Origin of the sequence: Candidatus Azobacteroides pseudotrichonymphae genomovar. CFP2 (assembly GCF_000010645.1) — a bacterium.
Taxonomy (GTDB): Bacteria; Bacteroidota; Bacteroidia; order Bacteroidales; family Azobacteroidaceae; genus Azobacteroides; species Azobacteroides pseudotrichonymphae.
Genome location: NC_011565.1, coordinates 579,425 through 597,569, shown reverse-complemented (window position 1 = coordinate 597,569; position 18,145 = coordinate 579,425). Strand labels below are relative to the sequence as shown.

Annotated in this window: 16 protein-coding genes and 1 tRNA gene; 4 read left to right on the top strand and 13 right to left on the bottom strand. The window is 32.2% G+C overall.

Annotation, left to right across the window (positions count from 1 at the left end; genetic code table 11):
- The first annotated feature begins 61 nt into the window (after positions 1 to 61).
- Complete coding sequence (locus CFPG_RS02440) at positions 62 to 853, top strand: N-acetylmuramoyl-L-alanine amidase family protein (RefSeq protein ID WP_012573450.1); 792 nt, start codon at positions 62 to 64, stop codon at positions 851 to 853.
- A gap of 347 nt (positions 854 to 1,200) precedes the next feature.
- On the opposite strand, the gene CFPG_RS02435 is transcribed toward CFPG_RS02440, so the two are convergent.
- The 10 genes from CFPG_RS02435 to CFPG_RS02390 all read right to left on the bottom strand — a co-directional run bounded on the left by CFPG_RS02435 (position 1,201) and on the right by CFPG_RS02390 (position 10,443).
- Positions 1,201 to 2,100 carry a tyrosine-type recombinase/integrase gene (locus CFPG_RS02435; protein WP_012573449.1) on the bottom strand — a complete coding sequence of 300 codons (900 nt, stop codon included), beginning with the start codon at positions 2,098 to 2,100 and terminating at the stop codon, positions 1,201 to 1,203.
- A gap of 229 nt (positions 2,101 to 2,329) precedes the next feature.
- Positions 2,330 to 2,400 (bottom strand) — tRNA-Gln (locus tag CFPG_RS02430).
- Positions 2,401 to 2,456: 56 nt separating this feature from the next.
- Positions 2,457 to 3,755 (bottom strand): tyrosine--tRNA ligase, encoded by a 1,299-nt coding sequence (gene tyrS, locus CFPG_RS02425; RefSeq protein ID WP_041572522.1) that lies wholly within the window; start codon positions 3,753 to 3,755, stop codon positions 2,457 to 2,459.
- A gap of 789 nt (positions 3,756 to 4,544) precedes the next feature.
- Positions 4,545 to 4,853, bottom strand: coding sequence for an NADH-quinone oxidoreductase subunit NuoK (gene nuoK, locus CFPG_RS02420; protein ID WP_012573447.1), 309 nt, complete (start codon positions 4,851 to 4,853; stop codon positions 4,545 to 4,547).
- Positions 4,854 to 5,490: 637 nt separating this feature from the next.
- On the bottom strand, positions 5,491 to 6,012 hold the full coding sequence (locus CFPG_RS02415; RefSeq protein ID WP_012573446.1) for an NADH-quinone oxidoreductase subunit J family protein: 522 nt from the start codon (positions 6,010 to 6,012) through the stop codon (positions 5,491 to 5,493).
- 4 nt (positions 6,013 to 6,016) lie between these two features.
- A complete protein-coding gene (locus CFPG_RS02410; RefSeq protein WP_012573445.1) occupies positions 6,017 to 6,475 on the bottom strand; it encodes a 4Fe-4S dicluster domain-containing protein in 459 nt (152 codons plus the stop codon).
- A complete protein-coding gene (nuoH, locus tag CFPG_RS02405; RefSeq protein WP_012573444.1) occupies positions 6,472 to 7,539 on the bottom strand; it encodes an NADH-quinone oxidoreductase subunit NuoH in 1,068 nt (355 codons plus the stop codon). Before nuoH ends, CFPG_RS02410 begins: the two co-directional genes overlap by 4 nt.
- Positions 7,540 to 7,895: 356 nt before the next feature.
- The gene (locus CFPG_RS02400) at positions 7,896 to 9,497 is read right to left on the bottom strand and encodes an NADH-quinone oxidoreductase subunit D (protein WP_012573443.1); all 1,602 of its coding nucleotides are present in this window, start codon (positions 9,495 to 9,497) and stop codon (positions 7,896 to 7,898) included.
- Positions 9,494 to 10,099: an NADH-quinone oxidoreductase subunit B gene (locus CFPG_RS02395; protein WP_041572398.1), complete on the bottom strand. Its 606-nt coding sequence runs from the start codon at positions 10,097 to 10,099 to the stop codon at positions 9,494 to 9,496. Before CFPG_RS02395 ends, CFPG_RS02400 begins: the two co-directional genes overlap by 4 nt.
- Complete coding sequence (locus tag CFPG_RS02390; RefSeq protein WP_012573441.1) at positions 10,090 to 10,443, bottom strand: NADH-quinone oxidoreductase subunit A; 354 nt, start codon at positions 10,441 to 10,443, stop codon at positions 10,090 to 10,092. Before CFPG_RS02390 ends, CFPG_RS02395 begins: the two co-directional genes overlap by 10 nt.
- A gap of 993 nt (positions 10,444 to 11,436) precedes the next feature.
- On the opposite strand from CFPG_RS02390, the gene CFPG_RS02385 reads away from it, so the two are divergent.
- Positions 11,437 to 13,485: an alpha amylase C-terminal domain-containing protein gene (locus CFPG_RS02385; protein WP_012573440.1), complete on the top strand. Its 2,049-nt coding sequence runs from the start codon at positions 11,437 to 11,439 to the stop codon at positions 13,483 to 13,485.
- Between the two features lie 327 nt (positions 13,486 to 13,812).
- Positions 13,813 to 14,637, top strand: coding sequence for a TrmH family RNA methyltransferase (locus tag CFPG_RS02380; protein WP_012573439.1), 825 nt, complete (start codon positions 13,813 to 13,815; stop codon positions 14,635 to 14,637).
- A gap of 351 nt (positions 14,638 to 14,988) precedes the next feature.
- Here the strand turns inward: CFPG_RS02380 and CFPG_RS05510 are convergent, their stop codons facing one another.
- Positions 14,989 to 15,123, bottom strand: a complete 135-nt coding sequence (locus CFPG_RS05510) for a hypothetical protein (protein WP_265347953.1) — start codon at positions 15,121 to 15,123, stop codon at positions 14,989 to 14,991.
- Positions 15,124 to 15,197: 74 nt separating this feature from the next.
- A complete protein-coding gene (locus CFPG_RS05335) occupies positions 15,198 to 15,434 on the bottom strand; it encodes a site-specific integrase (protein ID WP_265347952.1) in 237 nt (78 codons plus the stop codon).
- Between the two features lie 80 nt (positions 15,435 to 15,514).
- Here CFPG_RS05335 and CFPG_RS02370 point away from each other — a divergent pair, with 80 nt between their 5' ends.
- Entirely contained in the window at positions 15,515 to 15,808 is a 294-nt protein-coding gene (locus CFPG_RS02370) for a DciA family protein (RefSeq protein WP_012573438.1), read from the top strand.
- Here CFPG_RS02370 and CFPG_RS02365 read toward each other — a convergent pair.
- On the bottom strand, positions 15,805 to 18,039 hold the full coding sequence (locus CFPG_RS02365; protein ID WP_012573437.1) for a RelA/SpoT family protein: 2,235 nt from the start codon (positions 18,037 to 18,039) through the stop codon (positions 15,805 to 15,807). The two genes, CFPG_RS02370 and CFPG_RS02365, sit on opposite strands and share 4 nt — an antisense overlap.
- Positions 18,040 to 18,145: the final 106 nt, after the last annotated feature.

Here is an 18,145-nt window from a genome sequence, read left to right as displayed (position 1 = left end):
AATAATTTTGTTTTAAAAAACATTTTTTGTAATTTTGATCGTCAAATCATGACAATCGTCAATGTCGTCGAAACAATCACTTTGCATAGTGTTTTTATTTTTTACTTTTTCGATGGCTACCTTATCTTTTGCTGCTAAAAAGGAAAGTTTTATACTAGTCATTGATGCAGGCCATGGAGGGAAAGATCCAGGTGCAATTAGTAAAGGTAAAGGAAGTAAAGAAAAAGACATTACACTCGCCGTAGCTCTGCTTACAGGAAAGTATATTACAGCGGAACACGAAAATGTGAAAGTTATCTATACACGAGACAAAGACGAGTCCGTCGATTTATGGAAACGAGCTGAAATTGCCAACAAATCTAAAGCTAATCTATTTATTTCCATTCATACTAATGCTTCAACCAATACGAATGTTCATGGCTCGGAAGTGTATGCTTTTGGAGTTTCGAGAACCAAAGAAAATTTGGAAATAGCCAAAAGAGAAAATTCTGTCATTTATTACGAGAGTAATTACAGAGAAAGATATGAAGGCTTTGATCCAAACGTTTCTGAATCTTATATTATTTTTGAATTCATGCAAAACAAATTTGTTTATCAAAGTCTTGATTTTGCTCTGAGTGTCCAATCAGAATTGAAATCTTGTGTACCATGGCCAGAGAGGGGAATTAAACAAGCTGAATACTTAGTTTTAAGAAAAACGAGTATGCCACGCATACTAATAGAACTTGATTTTATAACCAATCCAGAGGCCGAAATGTATTTATTGAGTGAAGATGGACAAAAAAGATATGCAAGAGCTATTTGTAATGCTTTTACAAAGCACAAAATAAGTTATTACGACCATAAAAAATAATTCAATAAAAAGAATTACCAACACCGACAAAATCTTTTTTCTAGAAAATATCATTAATAGAAGGCAAAATTGTAAATGATAAAATATATAAAAAGTATACTCAAATGTTCCTCTCTCAAAAGTTTTCAAGCGAACTTCTTTGAAAGAAAAATAATTTATATATATAAATGTATCTATGTTGTAAAAATGAGGCAAAAGTTAAATCTAAAAGCGGAAAATTATAGTACAAAAAACTATAATCAATAGAAATAGACAAAAATCTCACCAAAACAAAAACTCAGGAGCTATGCTGTTATACCTTGTGGTTCACAAGGTATTTTTTAATACGATTCTCAACTAATACAATTTTAAGCTCTTGGGTGGGCTTGCTTATACGTTTTCTTCAGTTCTTCAAAGGTTAGATGGGTATAGATCTCAGTGGAAGCAAGGCTCGAATGCCCCAACAATTCTTTGACAGCGTTTAAATTCGCTCCGTTATTCAACATGCTTGTCGCAAATGTATGCCTTAATACGTGAGGACTTCTTTTAGGTAAATTTGGAATATCAGATAGTCTCTTTTTAACAATGCGATATACGATATTATAATTCAATGAACGTCCATCTTCTCTTACAAAAAAAGCTTTACTTACATCCCAAATCGTTTCATCCCTAATAGTCTTATAATATGACAAAATCTCTTCTAATGTTTTTGAAAATGGTATCAATCGCTGTTTATTTCCCTTACCAGTCACTCTTATCAAACATGATTCAAAATCAATATCTTCATCATTCAATCCTACTAGCTCTGAACAGCGAATACCCGTCGAGTAAAAAACCTCAAGAATAGTCCTATCCCGTTCATCTTCGAAGCCTTCTCCTTTAGATAAATCCAACAACAGCGTATTCATTTCTCTATCTCTGACAAAATAAGGAAGTGGCCTACCAGTCCTTACTCCAACAATCCCCTTGACAGGATTACTTTCTATCTGTCCATTCCGATATAAATATCGAAAAAATGACCTTAATGTACTTAATTTTCTATTGACAGAACGAGGAGAATAATTCCTATCCATTAAAAAAACAATCCACTCACGAATAACAGAAGAAGTAATCGTTCTCATATCAAATCCCTCACTACAAAAAACAAATCGCTCAAATTGAACCAAATCATCACAATATGTTTTTAACGTACGAACAGAATAATTCCTCTCATATCGCAAATGACATAAAAAAATACTCAACTGATTGAAATAATACTCATAGCCCATTTAAACAAAAAAACTTTTTTATATTTGAGTGAACATGCAAACACGGAAAAAACAAACAACAACTATTGCATAATTATTCCAATTTGTTTAGATGATAGGAACTTGGAGCAACCATATTGTGTTGGACTGCCCACTAAATAACAAACCTCCCACATTACAGATAATATATAACAACCTTTATCCGTATCACCCAATGATTTTCTTTAACATTTCGACAACACCCCCGTCGTTGTCCCACCAGGACTCGAACCTAGGCTGGCTGAACCAAAATCAGATGTGCTACCATTACACCATGGGACAAATACACAACTCCTCTAAAACTATCCAAGCATTCTTTTATATAAATTCCTAAATAATCAACTGCTTTTTACTTTCAATAAAAAGCAGTTTTTCTTCCCTTTCTGAACTAGTATGTATCTTCCTCTTAACAAGTAAGAACAATCAATTAAATGATCAAATATAGGTAATTTTTCTTTATTGATACTCACTCCACCATTTTGAACCAATTTACGCATTTCTCCTCTGGAGGAGAAAATATGAATATTGTCCACTAATAAATCAACTGCTTTTATTCCTAATGATAATGATTCTTTGAATATTTCAAATTGGGGAATACCTACAAAAATATTTTCTAATGTATCCTTATCCAATTGCTTTAAAAAGCTAGAAGTAGCATTCCCAAAAAGAATAGTCGATGTTTTTACTGCCATTTCATAATCTTCCTGCGAATGAACCATAATAGTTACTTCCTTTGCCAAGCTCCTCTGTAAAGAGCGGAGATGAGGGGCCAATTTGTGTTTTGAAATTAAATTTTCTATCTCTTTTTTGGATAAAACTGTAAAAATTCTAATATATTTTTCTGCATCAATATCACTTACATTTAACCAAAATTGATAAAATTTATAAGGTGAAGTGTATCGTTTATCCAACCAAATATTCCCCGCTTCTGTCTTACCAAATTTACTGCCATCAGTTTTTGTAATTAAAGGACAAGTTAAAGCGAAAACTTTACCCCCTACCTTTTTTCGAATTAATTCTATTCCCGTTGTAATATTTCCCCACTGATCAGCTCCTCCCATTTGCAAACGGCAATTATAGTTTTCGTATAAGAAAAGATAGTCATAGCCTTGAAACAATTGATAAGAGAACTCTGTGAACGACATACCAACTTTTGCATCCGCAGCTAATCGTTTTCTAACAGAATCTTTCGACATCATATAATTTACTGTAATATATTTACCAATATCACGAATAAAATTCAAGAAAGAGTAGTCTCTTATCCAATCATAATTATTAACTAAAATGGCGATATTAGAAATATTAGAATCAAAATCAAGAAGTTTAGCTAATTGGATTCTTATTCCATTTTGATTCTTTCGTAAAGTTTCTTCATTCAATAAATTACGCTCTTGTGATTTCATTGACGGATCACCAATCATCCCTGTAGCTCCTCCTATCAAAACAATGGGACAATGACCCGCCTGTTGAAAATGCTTTAACATCATCACTCCCACTAAATGACCAACATGCAAAGAATCAGCAGTCGGATCAATGCCCATATAAGCCACGGTCATCTCTTTCTCTAATTGCTCCTCTGTGCCTGGCGTTATATTATGAATCATACCTCGCCATCTCAACTCTTCTATAAAATTAATCGGCATACACATCTTTTACGTACTATAAACAAATATATGTATAACTAAATCAAAATTCATCATCATAAATCTCTTTACAAAAGTATTCCAAACCAAAAGCTATTCTCTTAAAGAATAAAACAGAGTATAAACATCACTTGAACAAATATTTCTAACCATTTTTAATATTAAAGCCATATAGAGTACTTTCCTAGAAAGGGTATAGGAATACATTGACAATGGTCAATTACGAATTTGACTAATTATAATAGTTGTGAAAACAACAGCATACTTTGGCAAAAGTACAAAAAGCATTTAAATTGAAATTATTAGGTGATGATTTCATCAACTTTATTAAAATGGGAAAGTGTAACTTCTCTCTGCTTCTTCCTATCATCACTCTATTTTACCTCGCAAAATTTACACGATTTTTCGACCATTTCCATTCTATTACACAAATTTAATAAAATCAACTTGAACCAAGTTTGTGCTGAATGATAAAAAAAACAAGTAGACAAAAGATAAAAAACGAATATGTTGCTAGCATTAGCTAGTTTTGGGAAAGGAATATTGTTTTAAGCCGGGGACAGCTCTAGACTAATCAAAGCTGGACAGCCGCCATAGTTAAAAGAGAGGAAAGGGAAACAGAGAATATTTATAGTTGCACACCATCACCATTGCAAAACACAATCTTTCTTTTTACGAAAAAGTATATTCTATATCAATCCAACTGAATACCCACAATTCCAACAATTGGAAGCTAGAGAACTGGATAAAATTTTTTCTTCAAAAAAGAACATTTGTAGTATTCTATTTTTTCATTTTACTGAAATTTTTAATCTCAATATTACCAATTGCACGATAAGCATTGATAATTATTGCCAAAGCTACTGCTGTTTCAGCAGCAGTAGCAACTATTCCAAAAAGGGTAAAAAACATCCCTTCAAATTGTTCAGGGAACAAATACCGATTGAATACAACAAAATTTATTTCAACCGCATTTAATATCAATTCCAACGAAATAAGAATAGCAATCATATTTTTCCTAGTAATAAATCCGTAAATCCCAAGGAAAAACATCAATGTACTGACTACCAAATAATATTCCATTCGTATCATAAAATTTTTCTTTTACACCATTATAAACTATTTACCGCACACAGATATCTCTAAAGATAAAATCTGCGATAGATTCTTCTTAGATGAAGAGCCTATTCACATATTTAGATCGGACGAATAGAATTTTTTAGCTTCTCTTTTATCCACAGTTTTACCTCCCGATCAAAGTTCTTCCGAAATAATTTTTTAGATTAAAATCTAAGACAATAATTCCAATGATAACTGCTACTAAAATTCCGCAAGTCGTTAAAAGATTTTTTAAACACTCCATACTTACTCAGGTATGACATCTAAATACATCTTTGAAATAACTTCAGAGTTGTTGCCCTTTTCATCACTTTGAGTAATCAGCAATTTTAACATTGATTATAAATTTCAGTAGTTGTAGTTTTTTAAAAACTGATTTCATTTTAAATTCATTCAATAATTTACCAAAAAGCTTAATCACATGTACACGTAAACATCATTTTATATTGATTTCTGTTACACATTTCCATACTAAAAATCTAAAATCCCATATTGAAAAGCTTGTTCTTTCTGAAATTATTTACCTTATACCTAGAAGCTTCCGAAGCTAATTTCCCAAAATCAGTTAACAACTTTGACTTCAACTTTTTAAACATCAAGATTCATTATTTCATCTCTTTCTCGCAATCAATATTGCCCCAATAATACAAGCTAATAAAAGTAGACTCAAAATTTCAAAAGGCAAAAGATATTGATATTTTCCAGTTCCCATTAAAGCCTTGCCAATTAGATGCATATCGATTTCCCTATCACCTTCTAACATAGATTTATTTATATAAATAAATCTATGTTTTAATAAAGCAAATGCAGTAGTAGCAATTCCACCCAATATAACCAATACACTCATCGTACATCTTTGCCACCATTTTTTTATTAAAACTTCACTTTTATCATTAGTAAGAAAAATAGCAAATATGAATAATACAACAATTCCACCTGCATATACTGATACTTGGACAGCAGCAAGGAAATGATAATTCAGAAATAGATAAAAACCTGCTGTACATAACAATACTAAAAACAGATAAGTAGCTGAACGCAATAAACTGTTAGAAGAAACTGCTAATATGGAGAATAGCAAACTTGCTATGCCTAAACAAATAAATATAATCAAATTAACAACTGGATTCATATTTTTATTCCCTAGTTAGTGTAGAACCTTCTTTATTTAGTTTCATATATAGTTTAGAGCGAGTAAAAGTTGCATGTTCAAAATTAGTTGTCCATAAAATTGCGTTTTGTGGACATGAAATGGTACAAATAGAACAAAAAGTGCAACTTCCAATATCATATATATATTTATCCAAAGTTTTTTTTTCTTTTTCTGTAACCTCATCTAATTCTTTTTTCGTGATTATTCGAATAGTTCCATTCGGACAATTTGCTTGACAAATACCACAAACTGTGCATTTATGCTGATTCTTTTCATTATGGGACATCACTAATTGTCCTCGCATTCGTTCATAACGAAATACTTTCGCTCGATCTTCAGGATACTGTTCTGTTACTTTCTTACGAAGAAAATTAAGCATTGTGATATACATCCCTTGTACTAAATGCCAGATACCTTTAATTATATTTTTAATTTGATTCATAAATATATTATCCAAAAAGCCATCAATATAATATTAATTAGACTAATAGGCATTAAAATCTTCCATTCCAAGTTCAAGAGTTGATCTATTCTTAAACGAGGCATTGTCCATCGTACCCATAAAGCTAAAAATATACAAATAAATGTTTTAACAAAAAACCACAATATTGATGGAATAAAATCCATAACTTCATTAAACAAATTCCAACCTGGAATATGCAATGGCATCCACCCTCCCAAAAATAATGTAGTTGCAATAGCAGCAATAATAAACATGTTTAAATATTCAGCTAAATAGAAAAATCCAAATTGAATACCAGAGTATTCTGTGTGATAACCAGCTGTTAATTCTGATTCAGCTTCCGGCAAATCAAAAGGTCCGCGATTAGTTTCAGCATGTCCTGCTATCAGATAAATAATAAAAGCAATAATTGCAGGGATACCACCTCTAACTATATTCCATCCGCAAGACTGTTGTTCCACAATAGAGGACAGTTGTAAAGAGCCAGAAAGCATAACAACTGTCATTAATGATAACCCACAAGACAGCTCGTAAGAAATTAACTGTGCTCCTGAACGAATTGCGCCAATTATCGTGTATTTATTATTAGAGGCCCAACCTGCCAACAAAATTCCGACCACCCCTATCGAAGAAACTGATAATAAATAAAATACCCCTATATTGAAATCCACCACATGCAACCCTTTATCAAAGGGAATAGCTCCAAATGTACATATAGAAGCAATAATCACTATATAAGTAGCCAAATGAAATAAACAAACATCAACTTTATTTATTCTGATTAACTCCTTTAACAATATTTTAATCATATCAGCTACCGATTGAAAAATCCCCCAAGGACCTACACGTGTCGGCCCTAAACGGCATTGAAAAAATGCACAAACTTTTCGTTCTAAATAAATAAGCAAAAGAGCTAATACAGCATAAGCTATCAAAATGACAAAAGCTATCAAAACAAACTCAACAAGCAATACCCACCCATCTATCAAATATTTCTGAAGAAACTTATTTATCCAGTTTGTCACAAAATCCAAATGAAACATAATTTTAATATTTTATCATTCCCCTTGTTTATCAAACACTATATCCATCATGTGTATTTTGAAATTTACTTGAAACATAACAAATATTTACATACCATAAGATCCTAGACATCAACAAAGGATATAGTTACGAAACCCCACTAATATTATTTTTTATTTATCTATTGTTCTTATTATCCTGAATTCTTCTAAACATTCCAACATCATAGCTCCATAAACAAAAAGCTTGAAAATGAAGAGGGATACAAATAAAGAAGAGGAGTATAAATAAAATTGTTAGACTATATAAATAAAATTGTTAGACTATGTTAGACTAACATGTATAAATTTTAAATATGTATTAGTCTCTTCATAAATTACCGATCAATACAAGGGACAACATAATCCAAAGAACCACCTAGCATAACTAAATCTGCTATTTTTACACCTATAGCAATGACTCCCAAAGTATTTACCAAAGTCATGCAAGGAGAACGAAACTTAACACGATAGGGATACTTATCCCCTTTGCTATAAATAAATACATCAAATTCCCCTCTTGCACTTTCCACTCGCTGATAAAACTCCCCTTCAGGAAGTCTAATCATAGCTTTTATTTTCGTCGAAAAAGCACCGCCTGGTATATTGTCTATCAATTGCTCTATAATTTTTAAAGATTCCTCTATCTCATCTAAACGAATGATATAACGATCAAAAGTTAATCCATCTGTACGAAGTATTTCATTAAATTCAACATATTTATAAGCAGCATATGGTTCTATTTTACGAATATCATTACTCCAGCCGGAAGCTCGTCCTGTAGGACCAGTTGCTCCTAATGAAATAGCTTGTTCCTTACTTAAAAAACCTACACCTTCCATACGACCTCTTGCAATTGGATTATCTGTAAACAATAGGTGATGTTCCTTTAACCTTTTACGCATATAAAGAATAAATTCTTTTACCTTTCGTTGAAAATTTGGATGAATATCATTCATTACACCACCAATTACACTATAGTTAGCCATTAAACGACCACCGCAAGTTTCCTCAAAAATATCCATGATCTTTTCTCGATCTCTCATTCCATAGACAAAAGCTGTAATTGAACCCATATCCATTGCCATACATCCCCACCCTAACAAATGGGAGGCAATCCGCGTCAACTCATCAATAATAGTACGAATATAATGTGCTCGTCTAGGAATTTCCAATTCTAAACCTTTTTCTATGGCCAAACACATTCCGTGACGATTAATAGTCCCAGAAAGATAATCCAAACGTTCTGTTAAATGCAGAATTTGAGAATAAGTATAAGTCTCACACATCTTTTCAATACCCCGGTGGATATAACCAAAATTTGGATCTACTTTCTTAATAATTTCACCATCTAATGCAACACGAAGATGAAGTACTCCATGCGTAGACGGATGCTGTGGACCGAAGTTTACTACATAATCATCTTTCTCAAACACACTACTACCACCATCCATCTTTTCCATGACAATCAAATCTTCATTAAGAAGTGGCATAGGATTTATTTCCATATCAGCATTATAATCTTTTCGCAAGGGATATCCCTTCCAATCTTGCCGCAAAAACAAACGACGCATATCCATATTTTTTATAAATCGGATACCAAAAAAATCGTGAACCTCTCGCTCATACAATCCTGCCGATTGCCACAGGTCACACACAGAATCAATTTGTGGATCTTCTCTATCGTTCGTATAAGTTTTTAAAACAATTATATAAGTAGGAAACTGAGTAGAAGACAAATAATAAATAACTGCCAAACTATCTATATAATCTATTCCAACAATATCTATCAAGAAATTAAATGAGAGTCTGCTATTATTTTTTAATAAAACAGCTACATGGCGAAGTTTTTCTTTTGGGATTGAAACAATATAAGCTTTACCGACCACTTCCATCGTAACAAAAGAAAGTTGCAGCAACAACTCATCAATAATTTTCATTGCCTTTCTCCTTTCTTAAGGCTATTTCCTTCTATATGAGACAGATTCGGCAATTTAAAAAAGTTCTGCACTTTAATTTTGCGTGCTAACTGTATCATTCCATAAATCATAGCATCTGGACGAGGTGGACAGCCAGGAATATATACATCTACAGGAATAATTTTATCTATCCCCATAATCGTATGATACGAACTCTTAAATGGTCCACCACTAATTGCACAACTGCCCAAAGCTATAACGTATTTAGGTTCAGACATTTGGTCGTATAAACGCTTTAATACTGGTGCCATCTTATGAACAATAGTACCACAACAAAAAACCACATCTGCTTGACGCGGACTATTACGAGTAACTTCCCAACCAAAACGAGCGAAATCATAACGAGCAGCACCTAAGCACATAAATTCTATACCACAACAACTCGTCGCAAATGTTAAAGGCCATACCGAGTTAGAACGGCCCCAATTTATCAAATCATTTAATTTGGCTATAGCAATATTAGCACCATTCCCCCACAATTCCTTTAGATACTCCTCAAGATATTCATTATCCCTAAAATCTTCAGTTTTCATATTCCGAATATAAATATCTCTTACTTCCATTGCAAAGCTCCTTTCTTCCACGCATAAATCAAACCAAATGCCAGTATAACAAAAAAGAATGTCATACAGGCCAAACCTCTTATTCCCAAACTTCTTACAATACTTGCCCAAGGAAACAACAATATAGTTTCAACATCAAATACCAAATATAAAATAGCAAAAAGGTAGTAACCTACCTTAACCTGAGACCATGAAACTCCTCTCGTAGGAATACCACATTCATATGGTTCCCCTTTTACGGGATTGGTAGATTTTGGAGATAATAACCTTGCAATAAACAGTGCAGCTAATACCATAAAAATGGCTGTCAGAAAGACAACAACAAACAAAGCAGAATTAGTCATATTCCTCTAAAATTATAGGATTTATAAAACCCTATGGCTCGAATGTACAACTCGTTATTTAGAAAAACAAAATGAACATTGAATATAGAAGCCTTGCTACTATCTAAATCCTTGTAGATCATTTAAGTCAATTTGTCAATCAATTTGTCAATTGTCCAGCTTTAATACTGTCCTCTAATATAGCAACTAATATTTTCAAATTAAAAAATATTTCCTCGTTATATGAAAAATACTACATTTGTGACCAGGATTCATGTACAATATATTTTGGATTGTTTGCCGATTTGGGATCTTTTAGGCAACTTTTGAAGCCATGTCGTTTCCCGTTATAGGCGGCAGCTACAAGATAAATAACGACATAATGAACATTAATGAAGAACTAAAAAATTAATAAAAGTTAGAAGTCTTCCTAGTAATATTTATGACTAGCAATATTGATTTCCCAACTTACTTTTTAATAAAAAATCCCGATTTTTTTTAAAAGAGAAAACAAAAAATAACCAAAAGAAAGATGACACTCCACCTTAAAAGTAATCCATATATCTTTTTTTGTGAAAGCTATTTATATAAATGATACAACCAACAATAAAAATTGAAATAAAAAATTACTTTTATTGAGATGATGCCATTCACCTTAGCAAAAGCCAACAGTCAATTTAATCCCATCGTCTGAACTAATTTCTAATTCACTTGTGATTCACATGAATCGCGAAGTTCTTGGCTATACAACCGTTCAAAATACGAAACTTACAAGAACCTTACCTGCAAGGTAAGAAAACAACAGCAATTGTGTAAATTTCAAACCCAAATGATATTTTAAAATGTTATTCTTCAAAAGAAAACTCAAGCCAAACGAAAAGAAGATTTCTAGAGTTGATATTTATTAAAAGTGAAAGAAAAAAGCAATATTAAAAACATTAGGGTGCTACCTGCTTGAATTATGCAAAACAGGAATAGCACAATATAAATTTACCCACAATAATTTTAAAAATTATGGAATCGCTTGAACTTATTAAAAACGATGCTTGGCTTAATCCCTATCAGCAAGCAATAAAAGGTCGTTATGAGTATTTCCTTCAAAGAGAAAAGGAATTAACAAACAATCATAAAATGACTCTTAGTAATTTTGCATCGGGATATCTATACTTTGGATTACATAATGCGTCTTCAGGATGGGTATTTAGAGAATGGGCACCAAATGCTACAAAAATTTATCTAATAGGCAATTTCAATAACTGGCAAGAAAAAGAAGAGTTTCAACTCAAAAGATTAGATAATGAAACATGGGAGCTTCATTTACCTAAAGATACTCTCCGACACAAAGATCTTTATAAATTAAAATTATACTGGGAAAATGGAGCAGGTGAACGTATTCCAGCATGGGCAAAACGCGTTGTCCAAGATAAAGAAACCTACATTTTCAATGCTCAAGTATGGGAACCTAATAATCCTTATCAATTTAAAAATAAGTCCTTCCAAGCTAAGACTACTCCTTTGTTAATTTACGAATGTCATATCGGTATGGCAACTGATAAAGAAAGAGTTGGAACTTATCAAGAATTTATACAAAATGTTCTTCCACGTATAAAAACAAATGGATACAACGCTATTCAAATTATGGCAATACAAGAACATCCTTTTTATGGTTCATTTGGCTATCAAGTGTCAAATTTTTTTGCTGCTTCTTCACGCTTTGGAACTCCAGATGACTTAAAAGAACTGATTGACACGGCTCATTCCATGAATATAGCAGTAATTATGGATATTGTTCATTCTCATGCAGCAAAAAATGAAGTGGAAGGATTAGGGCGATTTGATGGCTCTTACAACCAATATTTCCATCAAGGAGAAAGAAGAGAACATCCTGTGTGGAATTCTCTTTGTTTCGATTATGGAAGGAATGAAGTTTTACATTTCCTATTATCCAACTGCAAGTTTTGGTTAGAAGAATATCATTTTGATGGATTTCGATTCGATGGAGTAACTTCCATGTTGTACAAAAGTCACGGAATAGGAGAAACAATTACTAGTTATAATGATTATTTTAATCTCAACCAAGATGGTGATGCCATTTGTTACCTCACACTTGCCAATCGTTTAATACATACAATCAACAAACATGCTATTACCATTGCTGAAGAAGTAAGCGGAATGCCTGGCTTAGCAGTTAAAATAAATCAAGGCGGATATGGATTTGACTATCGTTTAGCAATGAATATTCCGGATTATTGGATTAAGTTAATCAAAGAGAAGAAAGACCAAGATTGGCATCCTTTAAATATATGGGAGGAATTAACTAATCGCCGGACAGATGAAAAAACTATTAGTTACGTAGAAAGTCATGACCAGGCATTAGTAGGAGACAAAACAATAATTTTTAGACTGATAGATGCAGAAATGTATAATGGAATGAGTGAAATACATAAAGTAGATTCTTTGTTGATAGATAGAGGCATAGCTTTACATAAAATAATCCGATTAGTTACGGCATCTACTATATGCGGAGGCTACCTGAATTTTATGGGAAATGAATTTGGACATCCAGAGTGGATAGATTTCCCTCGTCAAGGTAATAGTTGGTCATACAAATATGCACGCAGACAATGGCATTTGGCTGATGATAACAACTTAAAATATAAGTATCTATATAATTTTGATAAAGACATGATCCTTCTAATTAACAGTATAGAAGACTTTCAGGCAACTCCACTTCAAAAAATATGGGATAGTGAAGGAGATCAAGTATTAGCTTTCTGTCGTAACGATTTAGTTTTCGTATTCAATTTTAATCCTGTTCAATCATTTACAGATTATGGTTTTTTAGTAGCACCATGTAAATATCAAACAATCCTTAATACTGATTCTCCTCAATTCGGAGGTTTTGGATTAATAGATGATAAAATTGAACATTTCACCACTTATGACAAACTCTATGAAAAAGAAAAAAAAGAATGGTTAAAACTATATTTGCCAGCAAGAACGGCTATGGTGCTTAAACGCATAAAGTGGAATAAAACCAAATTATTTAGGAGTAAAAAATAGTTAAGAATAAAATTTTGTAATCCTTTAAAGACATTCTACTATGGAAAGAAAAGAAGGAAGAAATTATCCAGTTGAGCAATTATGTGATTCTAATCAGAATAAGCAAGAATAAATATAAAAACAATAACAAAATTTTACCTTTTCAAATTTTACAAAACACAAGCACATGTCCTGTTTATAATAACAAGATCATACCTATGTGTGACAGGGATATATAGATTTTTATGTGAACGATCCTAGATTGTGAATGATCCTAGATAAAAAATATAAATATTAAAAAATTATTTTATTTTAATTGACCTCTTCCCATCATAAATAATAGTTTAAATGAAATCTTACAACAATAAAATATCAAGAATTATCACAAGTACTCATAATCCCCGCATTAAAAATATTCAAAAACTGAGAATAAAAGCATATGAACGGAAATCGCAAAAACTTTTCATTATTGAAGGTATCCGTGAATTCAATTTATCTTTAGTTGGTAACTATATATTGGATTCAGTATATATTTGCTTCGAGTTACTTGAAAAGTCTAATAGTTCTGAAATCATCAATATCATTCCTTCAAATATAATTTACGAAGTCAGTAAAGCTGTTTTCCAAAAAATTGCTTGCCGAGAGAATCACCAAGGAATATTAGCACTGGCTAAACCCAAATTACACCTATTAGCAGATTTAAATCTATCAAACAATCCTCTTATTATTGTATTAGAATCAATAGAAAAACCTGGTAACCTTGGAGCTATACTTCGAACAGCCGAAGCTGCCAAAATTGACGCGACAATAATTTGCAACCCCTCTACTGACATTTATAACCCAAATGTTGTTCGCTCAAGTATAGGATGCTTATTCAGCAATCCAATTGCTGTAGCTTCAAATGAAGAAACACTTGCTTACCTAAAAAGCAAATCTGTTCAAATATTTGCTGCCGAGCTTACTGCTTTTAAACAATACTACAATACAGACTTTACTTCTGCTTCAGCTATCGTAATAGGAGCAGAAGTGAATGGCCTGACCAATTTTTGGCTGGATAACGCTCACCAACGAATCAAAATTCCGATGCAAGGTATTATAGATTCATTGAATGTTTCAGTTTCTGTTGCAATCATTACATTTGAAGCCATACGACAGAGAAACTCCTTCATGTAAAAACTAGAACTCTTATTCTCAATTGAAAGAGAAATTAAAATTCCTAATCTACACTAATATTTCGTCACTTCCAATCTTACAAAACAGTTAATGGATTCCTCAAAAGTACTAGCTGTCTTCTATAATCTCCTATAAAAAGAATTCATAACTAAAAATGAATATTTTACAAAATCCTTATGCAATAAGTTCCAAATATTGTTACAATACGATCCTAAACAATAACCCTGTTTAAACTTTGTTAAAAAAATTACTTTGTTTTTAACAAAAAGACACTTCTCTAATGTTTTTGAAAATGGTATCAATCGCTGTTTATTTCCCTTACCAGTCACTCTTATCAAACATGATTCAAAATCAATATCTTTCATCATTCAATCCTACTAGCTCTGAACAGCGAATACCCGTCGAGTAAAAAACCTCAAGAATAGTCCTACCCCGTTCATCTTCGAAGCCTTCTCCTTTAGATAAATCCAACAACAGCGTATTCATTTCTCTATCTCTGACAAAATAAGGAAGTGGCCTACCAGGCCTTACTCCAACAATCCCCTTGACAGGATTACTTTCTATCTGTCCATTCCGATATAAATATCGAAAAATGACCTTAATGTACTTAATTTCCTATTGACAGAACGAGGAGAATAATTCCTATCCATCAAAAAAACAATCCACTCACGAATAACAGAAGAAGTAATCGTTCTCATATCAAATCCCTCACTACAAAAAACAAATCGCTCGAATTGAACCAAATCATCACAATATGTCTTTAACGTACGAATAGAATAATTCCTTTCATATCGCAAATGACATAAAAAATACTCAATTGATTAAAATAATACTCATAGCCCATTTAAACAAAAAAACTTTTTTATATTTGGCATATATGCAACGAACAGATCCTCAACCAATAGGAAAAATATTAAAAAAGTTCCTTGAAGCTAATCTTCAAATGGCAGATAAACTAGCTGAAGCTCGTATAATAGACTATTGGAACAGTAATACAACCCCCAATATCAGTCGCTACACGTGTAATTTATTTATCAAAAATCGTGTTTTTTATGTCAAAATAAATTCATCAGTACTAAAAAACGAGCTGATGATGCAACGAGAAAAAAAAGTTGTAGAACTTAACAAAGTGGCAGGAAGGAATATTATTAACCGTATTGTTTTTACTTAATTGTCAACACGAACAACATTTTCTATTCCTTTTATTTTTTGCAATTTGGTAGAAAGAGTATTAATATCATCTACATTATGGGTGAAGACTTCAATTGTTCCTCCAAAAATACCATCTTTAGCAGCAAGGGATATTTTATGTATACTCATAACTAGATTATGAGTAATAATTTGTATAATGTCGCTCAATATTCCTATTCTATCAATACCCTTTAACTCAACTGTGGCAAGGAAAGAAGAAATTTTATGTCCTGCCCAATTACAAGAAATAAGACGATTGCCAAAGCGTGTTTTGAATACCAGTGTCTTTTTACATAATCTTTTATGCACCTCTAATCGTCCGTCATCGCAAATAAAACCAAAAACCTCATCTCCAGGTATAGGATTGCAACAAGATTTCGTGATAAAATTTTGTTGAAACTCTTCTTCATTTAATACATAAGTTACCTTCGGGTCTATCTTCTTCAAAGAATTTTCAGATGAATTGCTTATTTCTTGTAAAGGCAATACCGTACTAAGAGCTTGTTTTACATAATGGAAAAAGAAACTATTAGTTTTATCTTTTAATATTGAATATGGATTTTCTGGCAATTTTATCTGCTTTTCTGCCAAAGCATAGAATAGAAGCTCTTTTTTTGAATATCCATAAAAAGCACAAAGTTTATCTAAAACTCGAATAGTAACTTCAATACTAAAAGAAGTAAAATACTTATTCAATAACTCTTCTCCCACCTGTATCTGACTTTTTTTTCGTTTTTTTATAGCAGATTCTATTTTTGTTTTAGCAGTAGCTGTTGTAACAAAATTGAACCATTCTTCTTTAGGTTGTTGAAAATCAGATGTCAATATTTCTACTTGATCTCCACTAACCAATTCATAACTAATAGGGACTAATTTATGATTGACTTTAGCTCCAATACAATAATGACCTATATCTGAATGTATTTCATAAGCAAAATCTAAAGCAGTTGAACCTTGTGGTAAAGTTTTAATTTCACCTTTCGGTGTAAAAACAAATATTTCATCATTATAAAGATTTAATTTAATTGTATCCAAAAAATCCATGGCATTCGGAGTTGGAGACTGTAAAATTGCCTGTATTTTCCCCAACCAAAGGTCTAATTCATTTTGATGAGAAGCAGCATTACCAACTTGTTCTTTGTATTTCCAATGAGCTGCAAATCCTCTTTCTGCTATCTCATCCATTTGAAAACTACGAATTTGTACCTCTATCCATTGTCCATCTGGACCCATTACAGTTAAATGAAGCGATTGATAACCATTGGCTTTTGGATGACTAACCCAATCACGAAGCCTATCAGGGCGTAACTGATAAAAATCCGTTATTATAGAATAAATATCCCAACACTGTTTCTTTACTGCTTGATCATTCCTAGGCTCAAAAATAATTCTAACAGCGAAGATATCGTATATATCACTGAAATTTACTTTTTTAGCCTGCATTTTATTCCAAATAGAATAGACAGATTTTGTCCTTCCTTGTATCTTATAATAATATCCCAATTGGGTAAGCACTTTTTTCAAGGGAGCTGTAAATTGTTCATATATCTTTTCCCGATTTTGAGCACTAGCCTCCAATTGTTGTTCTATTTGCTTGTATTCTTCCGGATATTCGTGCCGAAAACTTAAATCTTCTAATTCAGTTTTAATTGAAAACAAACCCAAACGATGTGCCATAGGGGCATATAAATACAAAGTTTCTCCTGCAATTTTATACTGCTTAACAGGGGGAAGTGAACTTAAAGTTCTCATATTATGAAGTCTATCAGCAATTTTTACGAGAATTACTCGGATATCACTCGACATAGTCAATAATAACCTTCGCATATTTTCTGCTTGTATAGAAACCTTTTTAGAAAAATTTCCTCCAGAAATCTTAGTTAGTCCTTCTACCAACTGAGCGATTTTCTCTCCAAAAAGTTTTTTTACATCTTCTATTGTATAATCCGTATCTTCCACAACATCGTGTAATAAAGCAGCAGAAATAGAAGTGGAACCTAAACCAATCTCTTTGCTTACAATCAAAGCAACAGCTAATGGATGCAAAATATAAGGTTCTCCTGAATATCGCTGAACTCCCTTATGAGCTTCATTAGCAAACCTAAAAGCTCTATCTATAATATCAAATTTCTTACGGTGTACCGAATGAGCATAACTGTTCAATAAGGTTTCGTAAGCTTTCTGTACTCTTTTATCTTCTATTTCACTCATAACTCAACTTTAAGTCCTATATACACACTACTCTTAATCAAGTAACTAACAATAATAAATAGAGAGAAAATATGATAAGTAATCTTCAAATATTTGTGAGTACAAA

Bases quoted from the DNA above. Each gene is read 5' to 3' on its own strand.
- CFPG_RS02440 (WP_012573450.1), top strand. From the start codon at position 62: ATGTCGTCGAAACAATCACTTTGCATAGTGTTTTTATTTTTTACTTTT.
- nuoK (WP_012573447.1), bottom strand. From the start codon at position 4,853: ATGATACGAATGGAATATTATTTGGTAGTCAGTACATTGATGTTTTTC.
- nuoH (WP_012573444.1), bottom strand. From the start codon at position 7,539: ATGTTTCATTTGGATTTTGTGACAAACTGGATAAATAAGTTTCTTCAG.
- CFPG_RS02380 (WP_012573439.1), top strand. From the start codon at position 13,813: ATGAAATCTTACAACAATAAAATATCAAGAATTATCACAAGTACTCAT.
- CFPG_RS02370 (WP_012573438.1), top strand. From the start codon at position 15,515: ATGCAACGAACAGATCCTCAACCAATAGGAAAAATATTAAAAAAGTTC.
- CFPG_RS02400 (WP_012573443.1), bottom strand. From the start codon at position 9,497: ATGAAAATTATTGATGAGTTGTTGCTGCAACTTTCTTTTGTTACGATG.
- CFPG_RS05510 (WP_265347953.1), bottom strand. From the start codon at position 15,123: ATGAATACGCTGTTGTTGGATTTATCTAAAGGAGAAGGCTTCGAAGAT.
- CFPG_RS02415 (WP_012573446.1), bottom strand. From the start codon at position 6,012: ATGAATCCAGTTGTTAATTTGATTATATTTATTTGTTTAGGCATAGCA.
- CFPG_RS02395 (WP_041572398.1), bottom strand. From the start codon at position 10,099: ATGGAAGTAAGAGATATTTATATTCGGAATATGAAAACTGAAGATTTT.
- CFPG_RS02385 (WP_012573440.1), top strand. From the start codon at position 11,437: ATGGAATCGCTTGAACTTATTAAAAACGATGCTTGGCTTAATCCCTAT.
- CFPG_RS02410 (WP_012573445.1), bottom strand. From the start codon at position 6,475: ATGAATCAAATTAAAAATATAATTAAAGGTATCTGGCATTTAGTACAA.
- CFPG_RS02365 (WP_012573437.1), bottom strand. From the start codon at position 18,039: ATGAGTGAAATAGAAGATAAAAGAGTACAGAAAGCTTACGAAACCTTA.
- CFPG_RS02390 (WP_012573441.1), bottom strand. From the start codon at position 10,443: ATGACTAATTCTGCTTTGTTTGTTGTTGTCTTTCTGACAGCCATTTTT.
- CFPG_RS02435 (WP_012573449.1), bottom strand. From the start codon at position 2,100: ATGGGCTATGAGTATTATTTCAATCAGTTGAGTATTTTTTTATGTCAT.